The organism is Mycobacterium montefiorense, assembly GCF_003112775.1.
Classification (GTDB): Bacteria; Actinomycetota; Actinomycetes; order Mycobacteriales; family Mycobacteriaceae; genus Mycobacterium; species Mycobacterium montefiorense.
In genome coordinates this window covers 59060-76315 of the sequence record NZ_BFCH01000021.1, presented here as the reverse complement: position 1 = coordinate 76315, position 17256 = coordinate 59060, and the positions used below count along the sequence as shown (strand labels likewise).

14 protein-coding genes and 1 pseudogene are annotated in these 17256 nt (G+C 65.9%); 4 read left to right on the top strand and 11 right to left on the bottom strand.

Annotated features, from left to right (window positions below; translation table 11 throughout):
- Positions 1–36: 36 nt before the first annotated feature.
- The 8 genes from DB708_RS20050 to DB708_RS20015 form a co-directional block, all read right to left on the bottom strand.
- Positions 37–1713 carry an HNH endonuclease signature motif containing protein gene (locus DB708_RS20050; protein WP_108924970.1) on the bottom strand — a complete coding sequence of 559 codons (1677 nt, stop codon included), beginning with the start codon at positions 1711–1713 and terminating at the stop codon, positions 37–39.
- Positions 1714–1815: 102 nt separating this feature from the next.
- Positions 1816–2790 (bottom strand): hypothetical protein, encoded by a 975-nt coding sequence (locus tag DB708_RS20045; RefSeq protein WP_108924968.1) that lies wholly within the window; start codon positions 2788–2790, stop codon positions 1816–1818.
- Between the two features lie 2 nt (positions 2791–2792).
- On the bottom strand, positions 2793–3614 hold the full coding sequence (locus DB708_RS20040; RefSeq protein WP_108924966.1) for a hypothetical protein: 822 nt from the start codon (positions 3612–3614) through the stop codon (positions 2793–2795).
- Between the two features lie 162 nt (positions 3615–3776).
- Positions 3777–5276, bottom strand: coding sequence for a class I adenylate-forming enzyme family protein (locus tag DB708_RS20035; RefSeq protein WP_108924964.1), 1500 nt, complete (start codon positions 5274–5276; stop codon positions 3777–3779).
- On the bottom strand, positions 5273–6208 hold the full coding sequence (locus DB708_RS20030) for an acyl-CoA dehydrogenase family protein (protein WP_108924962.1): 936 nt from the start codon (positions 6206–6208) through the stop codon (positions 5273–5275). The genes DB708_RS20035 and DB708_RS20030 overlap by 4 nt, the downstream gene beginning before the upstream one ends.
- A complete protein-coding gene (locus tag DB708_RS20025; protein ID WP_108924960.1) occupies positions 6205–7353 on the bottom strand; it encodes an acyl-CoA dehydrogenase family protein in 1149 nt (382 codons plus the stop codon). Before DB708_RS20025 ends, DB708_RS20030 begins: the two co-directional genes overlap by 4 nt.
- A 2-nt stretch (positions 7354–7355) precedes the next feature.
- Positions 7356–8480, bottom strand: a complete 1125-nt coding sequence (locus DB708_RS20020; protein ID WP_108924958.1) for an acyl-CoA dehydrogenase family protein — start codon at positions 8478–8480, stop codon at positions 7356–7358.
- Positions 8477–9538, bottom strand: coding sequence for an acyl-CoA dehydrogenase family protein (locus DB708_RS20015; protein ID WP_108924956.1), 1062 nt, complete (start codon positions 9536–9538; stop codon positions 8477–8479). The genes DB708_RS20020 and DB708_RS20015 overlap by 4 nt, the downstream gene beginning before the upstream one ends.
- A gap of 70 nt (positions 9539–9608) precedes the next feature.
- Here DB708_RS20015 and DB708_RS20010 point away from each other — a divergent pair, with 70 nt between their 5' ends.
- Positions 9609–10478 (top strand): LLM class flavin-dependent oxidoreductase, encoded by an 870-nt coding sequence (locus tag DB708_RS20010; protein ID WP_108924954.1) that lies wholly within the window; start codon positions 9609–9611, stop codon positions 10476–10478.
- On the opposite strand, the gene DB708_RS20005 is transcribed toward DB708_RS20010, so the two are convergent.
- Together DB708_RS20005 and DB708_RS20000 are read right to left on the bottom strand one after the other, a co-directional pair.
- The gene (locus tag DB708_RS20005) at positions 10444–11160 is read right to left on the bottom strand and encodes an SDR family oxidoreductase (RefSeq protein ID WP_108924952.1); all 717 of its coding nucleotides are present in this window, start codon (positions 11158–11160) and stop codon (positions 10444–10446) included. The two genes, DB708_RS20010 and DB708_RS20005, sit on opposite strands and share 35 nt — an antisense overlap.
- A gap of 15 nt (positions 11161–11175) precedes the next feature.
- A complete protein-coding gene (locus tag DB708_RS20000; RefSeq protein WP_108924950.1) occupies positions 11176–12006 on the bottom strand; it encodes a FadR/GntR family transcriptional regulator in 831 nt (276 codons plus the stop codon).
- A gap of 124 nt (positions 12007–12130) precedes the next feature.
- Between DB708_RS20000 and DB708_RS19995 the strand changes: the two genes are divergently transcribed.
- Both DB708_RS19995 and DB708_RS19990 read left to right on the top strand, forming a co-directional pair.
- Positions 12131–14530 carry a CaiB/BaiF CoA-transferase family protein gene (locus tag DB708_RS19995; RefSeq protein ID WP_108924948.1) on the top strand — a complete coding sequence of 800 codons (2400 nt, stop codon included), beginning with the start codon at positions 12131–12133 and terminating at the stop codon, positions 14528–14530.
- A 39-nt stretch (positions 14531–14569) separates the two neighbouring features.
- A complete protein-coding gene (locus DB708_RS19990; protein WP_108924946.1) occupies positions 14570–14764 on the top strand; it encodes a ferredoxin in 195 nt (64 codons plus the stop codon).
- A 1-nt stretch (position 14765) separates the two neighbouring features.
- Here the strand turns inward: DB708_RS19990 and DB708_RS19985 are convergent.
- Positions 14766–16053, bottom strand: a pseudogene (locus DB708_RS19985) (cytochrome P450).
- Positions 16054–16136: 83 nt separating this feature from the next.
- Between DB708_RS19985 and DB708_RS19980 the strand changes: the two are divergent.
- Positions 16137–17246 carry a Rieske 2Fe-2S domain-containing protein gene (locus DB708_RS19980; protein ID WP_108925271.1) on the top strand — a complete coding sequence of 370 codons (1110 nt, stop codon included), beginning with the start codon at positions 16137–16139 and terminating at the stop codon, positions 17244–17246.
- Positions 17247–17256 lie beyond the last annotated feature (10 nt).

Here is a 17256-nt window from a genome sequence, read left to right as displayed (position 1 = left end):
GTCGCGGAGAAGGGAGTGGATATGGCCGGAAAAGCCCTATCGAATATCAAGCGCTCCATCGTCGAGTCCTGGGCAGACGGGCGCCTCCTCTCGTATAGGGATACCTGCTGAGGAGTCTGCGAAATCAGGCGAAACGAGAGGGCAACAAGGGCCGGGTCTAACCATCCGGCCCTTGTTGTTGTTTAACGGGCAGCGTTCGGCGCAGTCCGTTAGATGCCAATCCTGCACAAGGCGCAAGGCACAACGTCGGGCGACACTCGCTTCTGCGTAGAAGGGCGGTGGTTCGCCGTCGGGTGCATGGCCCTGTGCGGCGAGTTGTGTTGCGGCCGAGCCGGTCCGCCGCGCTTCACGTGCTGTGCGGTTTCGCCGTCGCTCGGTGGTGATGTAGTCGAGGCGATACCTCGCACGGGTACGCAGTCGCCGCGGCATCATGGCAGCCCGATCGGTGCAGCGGTCGGGCTGCACGGGCGACGCGACCTCACCCGTGGATGCACACAGGTCCGGAAACAGAAATGCGCTTCCGGGAGCGGTCACGTGTGTGCGCCCGGACGACGACGTCCAAATCACCGTGCCGTCGGGCAGCTGTCGGTCGTGCCATCCCCAGAATGTCTTGATCAAATGATGAAGGCGGCAAAGGCATTTCAAGTTCGTCGCGTGGGTGGGGCCACCCTGCGAGTGGGGGACCGTGTGGTCGAGGTCGGCTTCGGTCGCGGGTCGGTCGCACCCGGGAAATCGGCACGTCAAATCGCGGCACCGCACGAAATCGGCTAAAGCCTGCGAGGGAACGTACCCATTCTCGGGCGGCATGGTGCCGGGATGCACGAGCTGGCGCAATCTCGCCGAGTCAGCTAGTTCTCTGATCAGCTCGGCCGGAAAGAACCCATCGGCGCCGATGATGGCGCCGGGCTCTAAAGCTGTGCCGTCGACGGTGGATTGGTTGGCGACCACGTGGATGACCACGGGGCTCGGCACCGGCGTTGCGTCTGCCGGACACGCCGCCTGTCCACAGCGGCACTGCAGTCTTTCCGCACCGGCCGCTAACGCACCCAAGGCGTCGGCGCGGCGCTGCTCAACGGTTCGCGGATCTGCGCCACACACCGTGCGCACCAACATATTTAGTCGTGCCTCCACCACACGCGCATCGGTGGTGAGCAGCCTGCCGAAAACTTCCGTGAGACCGTTGCCGCTGTCTTGAAGAGAGAAGTCGCGGTCGGCCTGCTGCTTTCGGGTGCGCCGGATAGCGTCGCGGTCCGCTCGCGCGACCACGCGATCGACCGCAGCGCCCAGCTGGCCGCGCGTCATCGACGGCCACCCCCGCACCTTCCTCGCGAGTTCGGTATCGACCGCGGACATCACGTCGGGGTCGGTGATCAAGTCTGTGCGGTAGACGATCGTCTGGAACGTCGCGTAGCTGATGTCGCCCGCAACCAGTAAGGCACCCACGTGTGGCAGTCGAATTCGCAGTGCGCGCGAATAGTTCAGATAACTCGATGCCAGCGCCTGGCTGATATTCAGTGCCGCCGCGACCTCCGCGGAGATGGCGTCCCACGTATCGCAGACCCACGACTCGCGTTCCCCGCATTCGCGCAGCCGCAGTAAGTCGAGTTCGCCGATCGCGGCCAGTCGGGCGCCGGCCGCCCGGTTCTCCGCACGCGACGCCGCACAGATCCGATCGATGACCGATGCAGGAGGATCCCCGTGAATATCGAACATACATTCGATTATACGGAGAGGGTGTGACAGCTTTTGGCGCCGGCCCGTCAGCCGCCGCGGGCGGCGATCATCGGGGCCACTTGGCCCCTTCGGTTGGGTAAGTCAGCCGAATATTGCGTCGGACCAGCGCACGCCGCTCGCTTCTGCCCAGAGACGCAGAGCGCGCATGTGCAGCCTGAGTGCCATTAGGAGCGCGTCCCGGATGAGCTCAGGATTCGCCGACGTCTTAACCCGCGTATAACCATCCGCCCCGGTCTCGCCAGGGCCGTGCAGTGAGCCCGCCCATGCTCGAGACACCGACGGGTGCGACAGGCCGCTTATGAACACCCAGATGCTCGCGTAGTAGCGGCTGATCCAGTGGCACTCGACCGGCGTGTGTTCACCGTCAGACAGGTGACTCTCATAGGCCGATTCGGAGATTATCGACTCGTAGCCGCCCGGCACTCCTTGCTCAAATTCGGTCTCGTCAATGCCCAAAGCCGCTGCCGCATTGCAGAGCTGCTTCCAACGGATACGCCGCTCACTTTCCGCTTTCCGCAGGATTTCGTTCATGTGCGACCGCCGCTCTCGCGTGTAATCGTCATGCAGTACCGTCGCGCTCTTGACGTACCTGCGGTCGTAGTCCATCTCAGCCTTCTCAAGCTGCAACAGCCTCTGAAAGCGATCACGGCGCTCACTGGTGCCCAGCACCCAAGCGGTCTGGCCGCTGGATTCGATCACTCCACGCAATAGCGGATAAGCGGAAAACCTCGGAATTTCCAAGGCTTTTGGCCGCGGACGCATGATTCGGTACAGCCCTTTGAAGAAGTCGGCCGACCCGGCGAGGTAGTTGTGGCACAGCATGGGCAAATTGAGCAATCCGGGCACGGCATCTCCGTCCTCGGCCATCCGACTACCTTCCCTGATCCGAACTGGCGCCGAACCGATTACCGTCGGGACGGTCCGGAGCAACTGGATCAACGAATCGTGCGGATCACCGAGCGTGGAAGTGGTCAGCTGATCCGCAGCTTTAACGGGGTCGAGATCCTCGGGCCACGGCGACCACTCGCCTTCGAAGATGATCGAATCTTCGCTCATCGCTATGCCCCGCTCTCGCCATGGCAGAGCAGGCGGTATCGCGCCGTCGCCTGCTCGATAACCTCGATCGTGTAGAACGCGGCGTCGAGGAGCTGTTCCGGGTTTCCGTGCTGATGGACCGTGATCGCCCCGGTCTCAGGATGCGGCTCGGTCCCTGGGACCTGGACCTGATTGGCGAGTGTTGCCCAGGGCAGGCCGTGGGCGTAACCGCTGAGAAAGCGCCAAGCGCCCAACACGCGAGTGCCCGCCTCCTTGACCACGGCTGTGTCCGTCGGAAGATCCTTCCGGTACTCCCGAACAGTTCGGGGCTCGTCGCCGATGAGGATGTCGTTGGCCTGCTTGACGATCCACGTCCGACGCTCGTTCAGCTCGTCTAACACCGCAGGGGCTGTGTTCACGAGGTCCTCGGGCGCCTCGGGATTCCGGCTCTCTGTCCGCACAAAGCCTGCCCACATGTCGTAGTCCTTGAACGAGAATTGCAGAACGCGGAGACGGCGTTGGGTCGGCTCGAGCGACAGCAACCACAATGCGTACGACGACGCTGTGATGGCCGTGCGGATCAGCGTTGATTCAGCGAAAGAGTGTGGCTGCCCGAGTGCGTGGAATGTCTCGGCGACGACCTCCAAATGGTCGAGGGCACTTCCGAGTGGCTGTTTGGTGCATAGCGAGAATGGCCGGTAGACCGGGGCCAGGAACGCGTCCTCGTCCCAGACGGGCGAGTCGGGCTGGACCCTGATTGCTTCTAGGTCCCGCGAGTCGTTGGCGATGCGGGTTGCGAGGTTCTCGAAGCCCTGCTCGACCGTTAACTCACGCTGCACTATCACGATTGCTCCTCGTCCTGCTGCCGATGACCGACCCGGCGTTTGACCCATCGCCGCGTCATCGCCCACCGGTACTTCGATCTGAAATCTGCTTGCAGTGAATGCGTACCCAGCGCAAAGTGGCCATTGATTTTGGAAAACTCCGAGAGTCTCGGGCGCGGATCCTCACCCCTCGCGGGCGGCGATCAGTGCCGAGCGATTAACCTTGGTCGCCGCCGTGCGGGGGATCGCGTCGACGAACTCGACGGTCTTGGGCGCCTTGTAGGGTGCCAGCCGGTCCTTGGCGTACCCGATCACCTGCTGTTCGGTGAGCGAAGCGCCCTCGGCGCGTTGCACCACTGCGTGCACCCGGCGCCCCCACCGCGCGTCGGCGAGCCCGATGACCACAACGTCGGCGATGCCGGGGTGACCAGCAAGCGCGGACTCGACTTCGGCGGGAAAGACATTGGCGCCGCCGCTGACGATCATGTCGACCCGGCGGTCGACGATATAGAGGAAGCCGTCCTCGTCGAGGTGGCCGATGTCGCCGGCCGAACGGAATCCGTCGTCGGTCAACGGCAACGGAGGCGCGCCACCGAGATAGCGGTAGCCCGCGCTCATCACCGAGCGCAGGTATACGTCGCCGTCTTCGCCGGGTCCCAACGGGTTTTTGTCGGCGTCCAGAATCCGGATCTCGGTGTCGCGGAAGCCGCGACCGACGCTGCCGGGATGAGCCAGCCACTCGTCGCCGCGCAACGCGGTGAGGCCGAGGTTCTCGGTCATGCCGTACGCCGTCACGATCTTTTCTGGACTGAGCAATTCGAACCAGGTGTGCAGCAGCGACGGCGGCATCACCGCCGCGCCTTGCAGGACGAACACAACGCTGGAGAAGTCGCGGTCCTGGATGTCGGGCAGGGCCGCGATGCGTGCCAACATCGTCGGCGTGGCCGTGAAGTTCGTAATCCGGTAACGCTCAATGGTGTCGACAAACACTGCGGCATCGAACTTTTCGAGGATCACCAGATGGTCGCCGCTGAGCAGCATCAGGAACGTCGCGAAGCCGTTGGTGTGATACATCGGCGCGGGCACCAGAATGGTCTGCGGCTTGGCCACCGGTGTCCAGTTCGACAGGAACGGTTCGCCCTGCTGCGGGATCCACAGCGACGGCGCCAAGGTGAGAATCACCTTCGGCACGCCGGTGGATCCGCTGCTGCAAATGCCATTCGCGGCGGGTGACACGGCTTCGGGCAACGGGTCCCGGGATTCGCCGGCCGCACGCGCATCCAACTCCCAGCGGGTATTTTCGTCGACGACCACGGCGGGGTTGATCACCTCGCGTACCCGGTCTCGCTCCCATTCGGGCAGATCCCAGTGCATGGGAATCGGAACCGCACCGATCTTCCAGCACCCGAGCGTGGCCAAGGTGAGGTGCTGAGAGTTCGGGATGGCAAGCGCGACAAGCGAACCCGTCTGAGCGCCGCTGGCCGCCAGCGCCCGCCCCCATTGGTTGGCGCCGGCGTCGAGTTCGGCGAAGGTCAGGGTCTGGGCGGTGCCGTCGAGCGCGACAACGGTGACGGCCGCCTTGTCTGGCAGCTGTTGGGCGAGCTCGGCAAGTTTGGTGCTGAACGGAACTCCGTCTTCGAACGGGTTGGGCGTCACCCCGGCCGTGGCGGATTCGGTCGTCACGCGGATACCGGCTCGCTGAACAGCGTCTCCAGGGAGCCGTCGCGCACATCGGAGATCAGCCGCAGTCCGAGTGCCTCGGCGCCCAGGGGAAGGCGGATCAGCGGCTGGGTGTGCCGGTCGAGCACGCTGATGTCGGACTCGTCGCAGAAGCCCAGGGCGCCGAGCAGCTGGTGCGAGGTACGCAGCACTTGCCGTGCGGTGTCGGTGGCCTTGAACCGGAGTATCAGCGCATCGGCGGAATGCACCTGCACCGGCAGCGATTCCGGTCTGCAGATGGTGTATTTCGCCAGCTCGTGTAGTCCGCGTAACGCGACCGAGGCGTCCGCGACGGCAAACCGGACGGTCTGGAAGTCGGCCAGCGGCTTGCCGAACTGGATACGGGCCTGGACATGCTCGGTGACGATCTCCAGCGAGCGCTGCATCGCTCCCAGAATCCGCCATGATCCCAGCACGAGAAGAAGATTAACGTCGCGCGGCGGGACTGTCCCGTCGGGTGCGGTTAATGAGGCCGGCACCAGAAAAGGCCCCAATTTGGCGTTGGTCCGCGATGCGAGCCGCGGCCGGTACCGGTTGCCATCCAGGTCCGCGGCGATCCAGTCGCCGGGCAGATCGCCGTGGTCGATGCGCGGCGCCTCGGGATTGACCAAGGCCAGTCGGGCGCCGTCGATGGCCAGCAGCTCCTCGACGAGGGGATAGGGCAGCGCGTGCGCACCGGCGGTTTGGCAGAGCACCGCCGCGGCCAGCAGATCGTCCGGCCCGGACCGGACGTCGAGCTCGAACGCGCCGAGCTCGCCCAGGGCGGCGCGCGCCGCGTCCCGAACGCCGTCGTCTTGCTCGGCCCGCAGCGCGGCCTGCGGGCCGCCCAGCCGGTCGAATCGCTTGGCGGCGACCGCCGCGAAGTCGCTAATATCTTGGGGCAGCGCGGTTTTCATCGGCGTTCTCCTAGCGCGTCTCGTGACACCAGCATGCGCTGCACCTCGATGGTTCCGGACGCTACGGTGGCCGCCTGTGCGTAGCGCCAATGGTCTTCGATCGCCCCGTGCAGTCCCGCCGACGCCCCGCTGTCCAGCGCGATCGGGCCGAGCACGTCGAACAGCAACTCGGCGACCTGCTGGTCGCAGGTGGTGGTGGCGATGCGGGCGGCGCTGGCCGCCGCTCCGGCCGACGGGTCATCCTGCAGCGACACGGCACGATAGGCCAGCAGCCTGGCCACCCGTAAATCGACAAGCGCCCGGACCCACCGAGCCCGAAGCGATTCGGGCAGCCGGTCCCACCGGTCGCCGAGCTCGCTCTGCATTCGATGCAGCAGCGACTCGCAGCGCGCGTAGCGCGCGATGCCGACGCGCTCGAACGCGAGCGCCTCTCGCATCACTCGCCAACCGTCACCCACCTCGCCGAGGACGTCGCCGGGATACGCCGGAACGTCGTCGAGGAACATCTCGTTGAGATGATGCGGCCCCAGCATCGACGGGATTCCGCGCACCGTGAAGCCCTCACGGTCCATCGGAATCAGAAAAAGGGTGAGCCTCTTGTGCTTTGGCGCGTCAGGGTCGGTGCACGTCGCCAGCACACACCATGACGCCATCTGGGCGTACGACGTCCACACCTTCTGGCCGCTGATGCGCCAGCGGTCCCCCTCCGGCACGGCCCGGGTACGCAGCGAGACGAGGTCAGTTCCGGCCTCTGGCTCGGAAAACCCTTGGCACCAGATCACATCACCGGAGGCGATGGCCGCCAGGTGCTTGGCTTTCTGCTCTGCTGTCCCGTATCGCATGAGTGCCGGACCGACCCAGTTGATCCCCATGTACTGCGGGCCGCGCGGCTCGTGCTGGGCCCACATCTCTTCGCGCAGCACCGTTTGCTGCCAGACCGAACCACCGCCGCCGCCATGCTCTTTGGGCCAAGCCAGTGCCAGCAGCCCCTCGGCTGCCAGCAGCTTGCAGAAGGTTTCGGTGGTGGCCAGGTCTGCCGGATCCTCCGTACAGGCACCGAGGAAATCGGGCGGGACATGCGCAGCGATCAACTCCCGCAGGCGGTGTCGCAGTTCGACGGCGTCGTCACCGAGGTCGTAGTCCATCGTCATCCCTTCGGCAGCCCGAGCAGTCGCTCGGCGATGATGTTGCGCTGCACCTCCGATGTTCCGCCGTAGATGGTGGCGGCGAGCGCGTCCTGGCGTTCGAACAGCAGATCGGGGTCGCTGGCCGAATGCGGTCCTTCAGCGGCGGCCGCAAGTTCCCAAACCCGTTGCAAGGTAACCGATCCGAGCAGCTTCATAATGTCGGCTTCCGGGCTGTTCCGGCCGGCCAGTTCGTTGACCAGTGCGCGGTATCCGGTGGCCCGCAGCGCTTCGGCGTCGGCCAGCAACGACCCCAACTCGGTGTAGAGGTCCTGGCTGTCGCCGACGGCTCCGGCGTTGCGCACGGCGTCGAGTCCACGCTTGATTTCGACCCAGTTCATGATCCAGATTATTTGGCGTTCGTGGTGTAGCGACGACAGGGCGACGTTCCAGCCGCCGTTCACCGGGCCCAGCAGATTTTCCGCGGGGATTTCGACTTCGTCGAGGAAGACCTCGCAGAACGTCTCGTCGGAGATCGATGACATCCGGATCGGTTCGATGCGCACACCGGGGGAGTGCAGGTCGAGGATCAGGCACGAGATGCCACGGTGTTTTGCCGCGTCCGGATCGGTGCGTGCGTAGAGCGTGCACCACCGCGATTCGTGGGCCTGGGTGGTCCAGATTTTGTGACCGTTGACGCGGAAGACGTCTCCGTCGCGCTCGGCGCGGGTGCGCAAGCCGGCGAAATCCGACCCGGCTTCCGGCTCGGACATGCCCAGTGCCCACCACTCGTCGCCGCGCAGCAGCGGCACCAGCAGGCGCTCGATCTGTGCGGTGGTGCCGAATTGGCGAATGCCGGGTGCGGCGACGCCTGGCCCCTGAATGTTGGGCAGCTTTGGCGCCGACCGCAGCGCGCCTTCGATCCGGATCTCCATCGCGTCGCGCAAGCCCAGCGATCGGCCGCCGTGCTCGCGCGACCAAGTGGGCTGGATCCACCCGCCCTCGAAGGCGGCCCGCTGATAGTCGCGCCGCAGCGGGATATCCCATCGGTATTGGCGGTAGTTCTCGTAGTAGTCGTCGGGCAGGAACGCGGCTAACCAGTCGACGAACTCGGCGACGGCCGCCGACGGAGTCGTTGTGCTTGTCATGCGGTGCCTCCGGTGAAACGGCAGCCCACTTCGTGGTAGAGCGCGCGACTGTCTCCCAGCAGCGCCGCACCCTGCCAGGCGTGCCGGACGTAGAGGTGCATGTCGTGCTCCCAGGTCTGCGCGAGCGCTCCGTGTACCTGGATTGCGGTGCGCGCGCAGCCGGCCGCGGCGTCGCCGGCCGCCGCCTTGGCCAGTGCCGCGGCGATCCAGGCATCCGCGGGCGCGGTGTCCGGATCGGCAAGGCGTGCCGCGGCCGCGTAGGTGAGGCTGCGGGCCCGCTCGACGCCGACGTAGTTGTCGGCCAGCGCGTGCTTGATTCCCTGGAACGCCCCGATCACCGTGCCGAACTGGCGGCGTGCTTTCGCGTGCTCGACGGAGCGGCGCAGGGCAGCGCTGGCCACGCCGACCAGATCCGCGGCGACGGCGACCAACGGTGCCGTCAGCGCTGATTCGAGGTTGACGGGTGCAGACGCCAACGGCTCGGCGTCGATCTCGACGTCGGCCACCGGTTGGGCGGGATCGGTGGACTCGCCGGGAATGATTGCCACGCCGTCGCCGCCGCGGACGGCCACGGCGACGTAGCCGTCGATGGATTTTGCCAGCGCCACGATCAGCTCTGCCCGGGACACGTTCGGGACCGCGACCGCGCGACCGCGCACCCGTCCGTGCCGCAGCGTCATCGGCGCCCCGGCCGTCCGAGATCCCTTGGCGTGCACCGCCAAGGTGGCAACCGCGCCACCGGCGATCTCGGTCAGCAATGGGTCCAGCCCACACGCGCGCAAGACACCCGCGGCCAGCCCGACGCTGCTGAGTAACGGAATTGGCGCCAGCGCCGCGCCGCACTCCTCGAGAACCACGGCCAGTTCGACGGGCCCGTAGTCGCCGCCGGGTGCGGCCAGTTCGGTCCAACCGAGGTCGACTACCGTCTTCCACACAGCGCGCCAGCGCTCCGGATCCGTCAGGGCCTGCCGGGCGGCATCGGGAGGACATTCGGTGCGCAGGATGTCGCGCACGGTGTCGCGCAGCGACAGCTGATCCGAAGTCAGTCCGACATCCATAAGACCCCTAACATAATAAAGATAGTAAACTAGCGACTCGGTTGCAATCGGCACGAGCATAGGTGGGCGCATGGTCGACTGGTATCTGTTCCTGCCGCAGGTGCGGTTGTCGGTAAGCGGCATCACGGAGCGGGCCCGTCACGCCGAGGCCAGCGGCTTCGATGGCATGGCGTTCATCGACCATCTCGAGGCTCCCGGGTTGCCCGGCGAAAGCATTTGGGAGGCAATGGCCGTCGCCACCTGGGTGACGGCCAAGACCGAGCGGCTGCGGATCGGTCACTTGGTGCTGTGCGATGCCTTTCGGCATCCCGCCGTGCTGGCCAAGCAAGCCGTCACCCTGTCCGACGCTTCCGAAGGCAGATTCGATCTGGGCCTCGGTTCAGGATCCTGGCCCGCCGAGTTCACCAGATTCGATGTCGGTCAGCAGGATCCGGTGGCCCGCGTCCAGCAGCTCGGCCGGCACCTGGCCCTGATCAGGCAGTACTGGGGCGATGAGACGAACGAGGACGGCGTGGTTGCGCTACCGAGGCGTAGTCATCCGATACCGCTGGTTCTGGGTGGCAGCGGACCGCGCATGATGGAACTCGTTCGCAATTACGCGGATTGGTGGAACTTGCAGGCCAACCACCTCGACCGGCTGCCCAAGCTGGCCCCGGCGGCGGGAAGTGCCCGGATTTCGGTTCAACAGATGATCGGCTTCGTTCGTTCGGGTGACGACCCCGACACCGTGCGCGAGGTGAGCACCCGCCGGTTCGGCAACCTCGGCCCGGGGCTGGTGTGCGGCGACGCCGACGAGCTGACCCAGCACTTTGCGGGTCTGGCTGCCCAGGGCGTCGAGCGCTGCTACGTCTGGTTCGCCGACTTCGCGAACCCGGACTCCCTGCACGAGTTCGGCGAGACGGTGATCAAGACGTTCCCTGGCGCCGGCGAGCTTCGTTAGGGACGACCGGCGGCCGGGCATACGGACCGCGCTGCACCGCGGAAAGCCGGATCTCCGGCAGATCGACCGACGGGTCCACGGTGTCCAGCCAGGCGACGGCCTCGGCGACGTCGGAGATCTGAATCGCGTACATCTCGAAGGGAACGTCCTGCAGCATCTCGGTTTCCACCGGGCCCGGTGTCACGATGTGCACCGCGATGCCGTCCCGATCGACCTCGAGCGCCAAGGCCCGGGCGAACGCGTTCATGCCGGCTTTGGACGCGGAGTAAGCGGTGCGGGCCATCATCGGCTCGTGTGCCGCCGACGACGAGATGAACACGAACCGCGAGCCGGCGTGCATCCGCGGCAGCACCGCGGAGGTCACCACGAAGCACGAATCCAGGTTGGCCGAGATGATGGTCTGCCACTGCTCGAACGTCTGCTTGCGCGCATACGTTCCGCCCAGCGTGCCCGCGGCGTGAACGACCAGGTCGATCGCCTCCAAAGCGCTTAGCGCAGCGGCGAATCCGTCCGGATCGGATGCGTCGGCAACGATGTGACGGGCCCCGATCTCCTCGGCGGCCGCGCGTAACGGGCCCTCGCGCCGGGCCGCCAGCACCACGTCGTAGCCGAGTTCGGCCAGCTTGGCGCCGCAGCCCTTTCCGATCCCGCCGCTGCCGCCGGTGACCAACGCGGTTCGCATCGGGATGGAGGCTCCTCAGGACTGCCGGAGGCCCGGCGAGCGTGACCCCGAACGAGAAAGAGCCTGCGGCGAAAGTGCATAGATCCGTTGGGTGGGCCGGCCGGCGAGCACATAGGTCTGGGTGTCGGCGAGGTGACGACCCGCGATACGCCGGGCCCGGTCGACGTCGCCTTCCGCGATGGTCTCGGCCAGCTTGGTATGCGTGCTGAGGACCGCACGACGCTGGGCCAGCGAGGGGTAAGTGCCACGCGCCGCACTCTCGTCGGCCCACTGGCGTTCGTGGCTGCCCCACAGCGTCTCGAGGCTGCCGACGACCGCGATGATGGTGTGATTTCCACACCCCTGCACGATGAGATCGTGGAACTGGCGGCCGATTTCGGTGAACAGCCGACCGTCGTCGAGATTCTCGGCCATGGAATCGTTGACCTGCTTGAGTTCTGGCACCAGGGTGTCCGCCCGGTCCGGTCGCTGGGCGGCCAGCGCGGCGCAGGCGGGCTCGAGTTCCTGCAACGCCATGCCCAGGTCGGCGACCTGAACGGACTCGCTTTGCAGCAACAGCCCCAACATGTAGGCCGCACTGGTCTTGGCCGGCGCGTGCACGACGGCGCCGCCACGGTTACCGCGTCGTACCGAGACCAGTCCCTCGGTTTCCAGGATGCGCAGAGCCTCCCGCAACGAGACCAGGCTGACGTTGAACTGTTCGACCAGCACTTCCTGGCGCGGCAGCAGATCGCCGTCGGCAAGCTCGCCGTCGATGATTTGCCGGCGCAGTTCGTCGGCTACGATTTCGGCGATCCTCGGCGCCGACAACCGGCGACGGGCATCGGGACCAATCCCCAGGGTCATTCAATCCTCGCAGGAGCAGCGGGAAGAGCGGCGCGGCGCGTGGCGCGCGCACTCAGCTGGCTTAGCTATTTTAGCAGTAATGATATAAATAGCATCTCTGGTCGCGTGTCGATCGGAAGGGCGGATGCAAGTGAGTCAGGGGTCTGATGACCGTCCGACACCGCTGCACGAGTTGCGTGTCGTCGAGATCAGCGACCGGATAGCCGGCAGCTACTGCGGTAAGTTGCTGGTTGACGCCGGGGCGCAGGTGCGCAAAATCGAACCGCTGCAAGGGGATTGGCTGCGCCGGTATTCCGCCAGCTGTTCGCCGGTGGCCGATGACCAGGCGTCGCCGTTTTACAGCTACCTCAGCGCGGGAAAACGCAGCATGACCTTCGCGCCCGACTCCGAGCGGTTTCGGGCCGAATTGGCCGCCGCCGACGTGATCATCCTCACCGCCGGTCCATCGCGCGCCGCGGCGCTGGGCATCGATCCGCACCAGCTGTTGGCCGACGCGCCGCGGGCGGTCGTCGTCACGATCTCCGACTTCGGCTGGACCGGACCGTATGCCGATCGCGCCGCCACCGAGTTCACCTTGCAGGCCTGGGCGGGCTCGCCGGGTTTCCGCGGTGATCCGGCCGGGCCACCGATTTCGATCGGCGGCGACCTGGGCGAGTACATGGGCGGGGTGTTCGCCGCGTTCGGTGCGCTGGCCGTGCGCCGCCGCGTCGAACGGGGCGGTCCCGGCGAGCATCTCGACCTGTCCATGCTCGAGGCGATGACGTTGATGCAGAGCAGCGAATGGCTGCATTCGCAGTTGCTGCGGGTGCCGCCGATCAGCCGCACCACCGAAGTCCCGTCGATCGAGCCGGCCCAGGACGGCTACGTCGGGATCACCATGGTCACCGGCCAGCAGTGGCTCGACTTCCTGGCGATGGTCGAGTGCCCGGGCCTGGAAGAGATTGAGCAGCTGCGTTTTCAGATCGGCCGCTGGGGCTACCGCGACCTGATCCGCGAACAGATCGGCCCGTGGCTGGCGCAGCGGTCCGTGGCGGAGATCGTCGAGCTCGGGCAACTGTTCCGGCTGCCGATCGCGTCGCTGGGCAACGGCGCCACCATCCGTGACGTGGAATACGCCACCGAGCGTGGGGTATTCGTGCAAAACCCCGCCGGCTTTCATCAGCCCCGTGCGCCGTGGCTGATGTCGCAGTGCGCGGCGGCCCCGGTGGGAGACACCGCCGCCCCGGGCGCGGACAACGACGAATCTCCTTGGTGTACAAGTCAATCTGAGATCCAGCCGGCCAAGCTAGCACGCCCATTGGAAGGCGTCCGGATCGTCGATCTGACCGCCTTCTGGGCCGGGCCGGCAGCAACCCACCTGCTGGCGGCGTTCGGTGCCGAGGTGATCAAAGTGGAGTCGATCCAGCGCCCCGACGGCATTCGGTACTCCGGCGGTATGCGCAAAGACGTTGACGACTGGTGGGAGTACGGCTGGGTTTTCCATGCGATGAACACCAACAAGCGTTCGGTCACACTGGATTTGGGATCCGAGGAGGGGCGTCGGCTGTTCAAGAAGTTGGCGTCCGGCGCCGACGTGGTGATCGAGAACTTCTCGCCGCGGGTGATGGACCAGTTCGGGTTGACCGCCGATGTGCTGCTCGAGGTCAATCCCAAACTCGTCGTCGCCCGCATGCCCGCGTTCGGGCTGGACGGCCCGTGGCGCGAACGGGTCGGCTTCGCCCCCACCATGGAGCAGCTCGCGGGGCTGGCCTGGGTGACCGGACTGCCGGACGCTCCGCCGGTGACGCCGCGGGGTGCCTGCGATCCGCTGGCCGGGGTGCACGCCGCGTTCGCCGTGCTGGCCGCGCTGAACTTCGCCGAACGCACCGGAATTGGTCTGCAGGTCGAGCTGCCGATGCTGGAAACGGTGCTGAACGCCACCGCGATACAGGCGATCGAATCCGAGGTCTTCGGAAAGACGTTGAGCCGCCGTGGCAATCGCGGTCACGGCGGGTTCGTCCAGAACATCTACCGGTGTGCCGGCGCGCCAGAAAAGGACGATTGGATCGCGGTCATCGTGCGTGACGACCAGCACTGGCTTGCGCTCGTCGAGGTGATGGGGCGACCGGCCTGGTGCGACGAGGGACTGGCCACCGCCGACGGCCGTCGCGAACGGGCCGACGACATAGATCACCGGCTGCAGCAATGGTTCGCCGAGCAGCCACTGGGCTCGACGGTGGAGCGGCTGGCCGGCGCGGGTGTTCCCGCCGCGCCGGTGGTCTCGCCGTCGCTGGTGACCGAGAACCCCCAGCTGCGCGATCGGGGTTTCTTCGAGACGCTGCAGCATTCGAGCATCGGGTCGGCGCAGTATCCGTGCCCGCCGTTCGCAGCGCTGTCCGGCCAGGACCGGTGGCTGTTGCGCCCACCGCCGCTGCTGGGCGAGCACAATGGAGAAGTACTGCGCGATCGGTGCGGGCTGACCGACGAGGAATTGGCAAACCTCACCGCCAGCGGGGTGATCGGAACCCGCCCCAAGGGCCTGTAGGAGTCCCTTCCCAGAGGACCGTAGAGAGTGAGGCATCTGATGCGCGTGACAGTCGACGAGACATTGTGTGAGGCACAAGGCTTCTGTGAATCGCTGGCCCCCGACATCTTCGAGCTGGGCGACGAGGACGTGGTGCAGATCGCGGACGGCCCGGTGCCGCCGGATCGCGAGATCGACGTGCGCGCCGCGGTGGAGCAATGCCCGAAAGCCGCGCTGCGAATCCACGAAGACTGAGTCAGCGCCGCGCGGTCAGCGAGATCGCCATCTCGTCATAGATCGACATGTTGGTGGTCAGGTTCGGATACGACACCTTGGCAGGCCCGATTTCGATGCGATCGCAGCGCAGCAGCAGTTCGTCGAGCACCGCCCGCAGTTCGGCCCGCGCGAGCATCGCACCCAGGCAGTGGTGTGGCCCGCCGCCGCCAAAAGCGACGTGCGGGTTGGGCTGCCGGCCGATGTCGAAGGTGAACGGGGACTCGAAGACCTCCTCGTCGCGGTTGGCTGAACGCAGCGTCGACACCACCCGGTCGCCCGCCGGAATGTGCTGGCCGTCCATCTCCACGTCGACTTTCGCGGTGCGCGTCCAGTACGCCACCGGCGACGCCCAGCGCAGCACCTCCTCGACGGCGCCGGGCCGCAGCGCTTCATCCTCGCGATAGCGTTCGATCTGCTCGGGATTGCCGACGAACGCCTGCAGCCCGATGGCCAGGGCGTTCTTGGTGGTGTCGCTGCCGGCAAAGGCCAGCACGAAAAAGAAGAAGTCGAGTTCGTTTCCGGGCAGGCTGAACTGCTCGCCATCGTCACCGGTGATCTCCGCGGACGCCAGTGTGCTCCAGATGTCGTCGGTTGGGTTGCGCCGCTTTTCGGCGGTGAGGTCGGTCGCGTATCCGAAGACCGAGGCGAAGAGCTCGAGTTCTACCTGCCCGCTCGGGCGCGAGCGCCTTGAGGATGCGGTCGAAGAGGTCGAATATTCGGGGCCGGTCGTCGTCCGGGATGCCGATGATGTCGCCGATCACCGTCATCGGCAACGCGTCGGCGACGTCCTCGATCCAATCCCCGCCGCCCTTGGTGAGCAGGGCGTCGATCATCCGCGCCGCACGCGCCCGGATGCCGTCTTCGAGTTTGGCGATCGCACGCGGGTTGAAAGCGTTGGAAATCAGCTTGCGGCGCTTGTTCAGGTCCGGCGGGTCCAGCGTGATGATCGTGGGGGACGACGAGAACATGGCGACCGGTTGAATGAGTGGGCCGTCAGCCGCGGTGAACGACTCGGTGTCGCGGTGCAGGCGGACCGCGTGCCGGTGTTTGGTCGCGACCCAGAAATCACGGTGCACGGTCTGCGCCACGCCCGGCGTCATGTCGTGTCGGAAAAGTGGCTTGGTGCGCCGCAACTCGGTGAACAACTCGTCGGGAAAACCGTTACGCCACAACGCGAAATCGGATAGATCCACTGCGGCAGCAGTCATGCGCAACCCCGCTTGCTCTCCTGCCACGCGGCCACCGGCTGGTGCCGCGTTGACGTTCAATGCTTAAAATAGTAAAAATAGACTTTAGTCGTCGAAACGCGGTGAGGTAAGAGCGGCCCGGCCGCGTGGGAAACGGAGTTCTCGTGACGAATACGATTTCAGAGTCCGACCCGTCCGAACGTGAGTTCGGACAGTCCGGCATTGCGCTGTCCACCTACCGGTTCCCGACGGGGTGGTTCATCGTCGCCTTTGCCAGCGACGTGGCACCCGGCGACGTCAAGCGCCTGCATTACTTCGGTGAGGAGCTGGTGCTGTTCCGCACCGCTTCCGGCAAGGTCAGCGTGCTGGATGCCTACTGCCAGCACCTTGGCGCCAACATGGGCGTCGGCGGCACGGTCGAAGACGAGAACATCGTCTGCCCCTGGCACGGCTGGCAGTGGCGGGGTGACGGCACCAACGCGTTGATCCCGTACAGCAAGATCGGCTGCAAGAACAACGTTCGAATCCGCACTTATCCCTGTGTGGAGTGGTACGGCTTCATCCTGGTCTGGCACGAACGCCACGGTCGCGCACCGTACTGGCAGCCGCCGGCGCTGCCCGAACTGGAAACCGGCGAGTACTACCCGCTGCACCCGCACAGCCGGATGCTCAACCGGGTCAAGGTGCACGCGCAGATGATCATCGAGAACGCGGCCGACCCGTACCACGTGCAATACGTGCACAAGGCCGCCAACCCCGCCAATACGGCCTCTTTCGAGGTAGCGGGATATCACCTGCACGCCACCGTCAACGCTCACTTCGGTGGAGGCCGAGCCAAGACCTGGCTGACCCCCAACGGGCCGGTCGACGCCAAGATCATCTACGACAACTACTCGCTCGGGCTGGGGCTCGTCCGGTTTCCGAGCGACCTGGTGGCCACCATCGAGGTCACCGGACAAACCCCGGTCGACGAGGACTACACCGACTACTTCTATACCCAGGCGTCGATCCGCGAGCCGGGCGACAGCGGCGACGTGCCCACCGGGCGCGCGGCCAAGTTCTTAGAGCTGCAGCAACAGGTCATCAAACAGGACTTCTTCACGTGGGAGAACATGAAGTACCTGGAGAAGCCGAACCTGGCTCCTGAAGAGGCACACGACTACGCGGCGCTGCGCCGCTGGGCACACCGCTTCTACCCGGGCACGGAGCCCACGCCCATCGACTTCGGGTACACCGCCGAGGGCGAGCCCGACCCGGCTGCCGCGAAAGCCTAAGTGGCGCCTG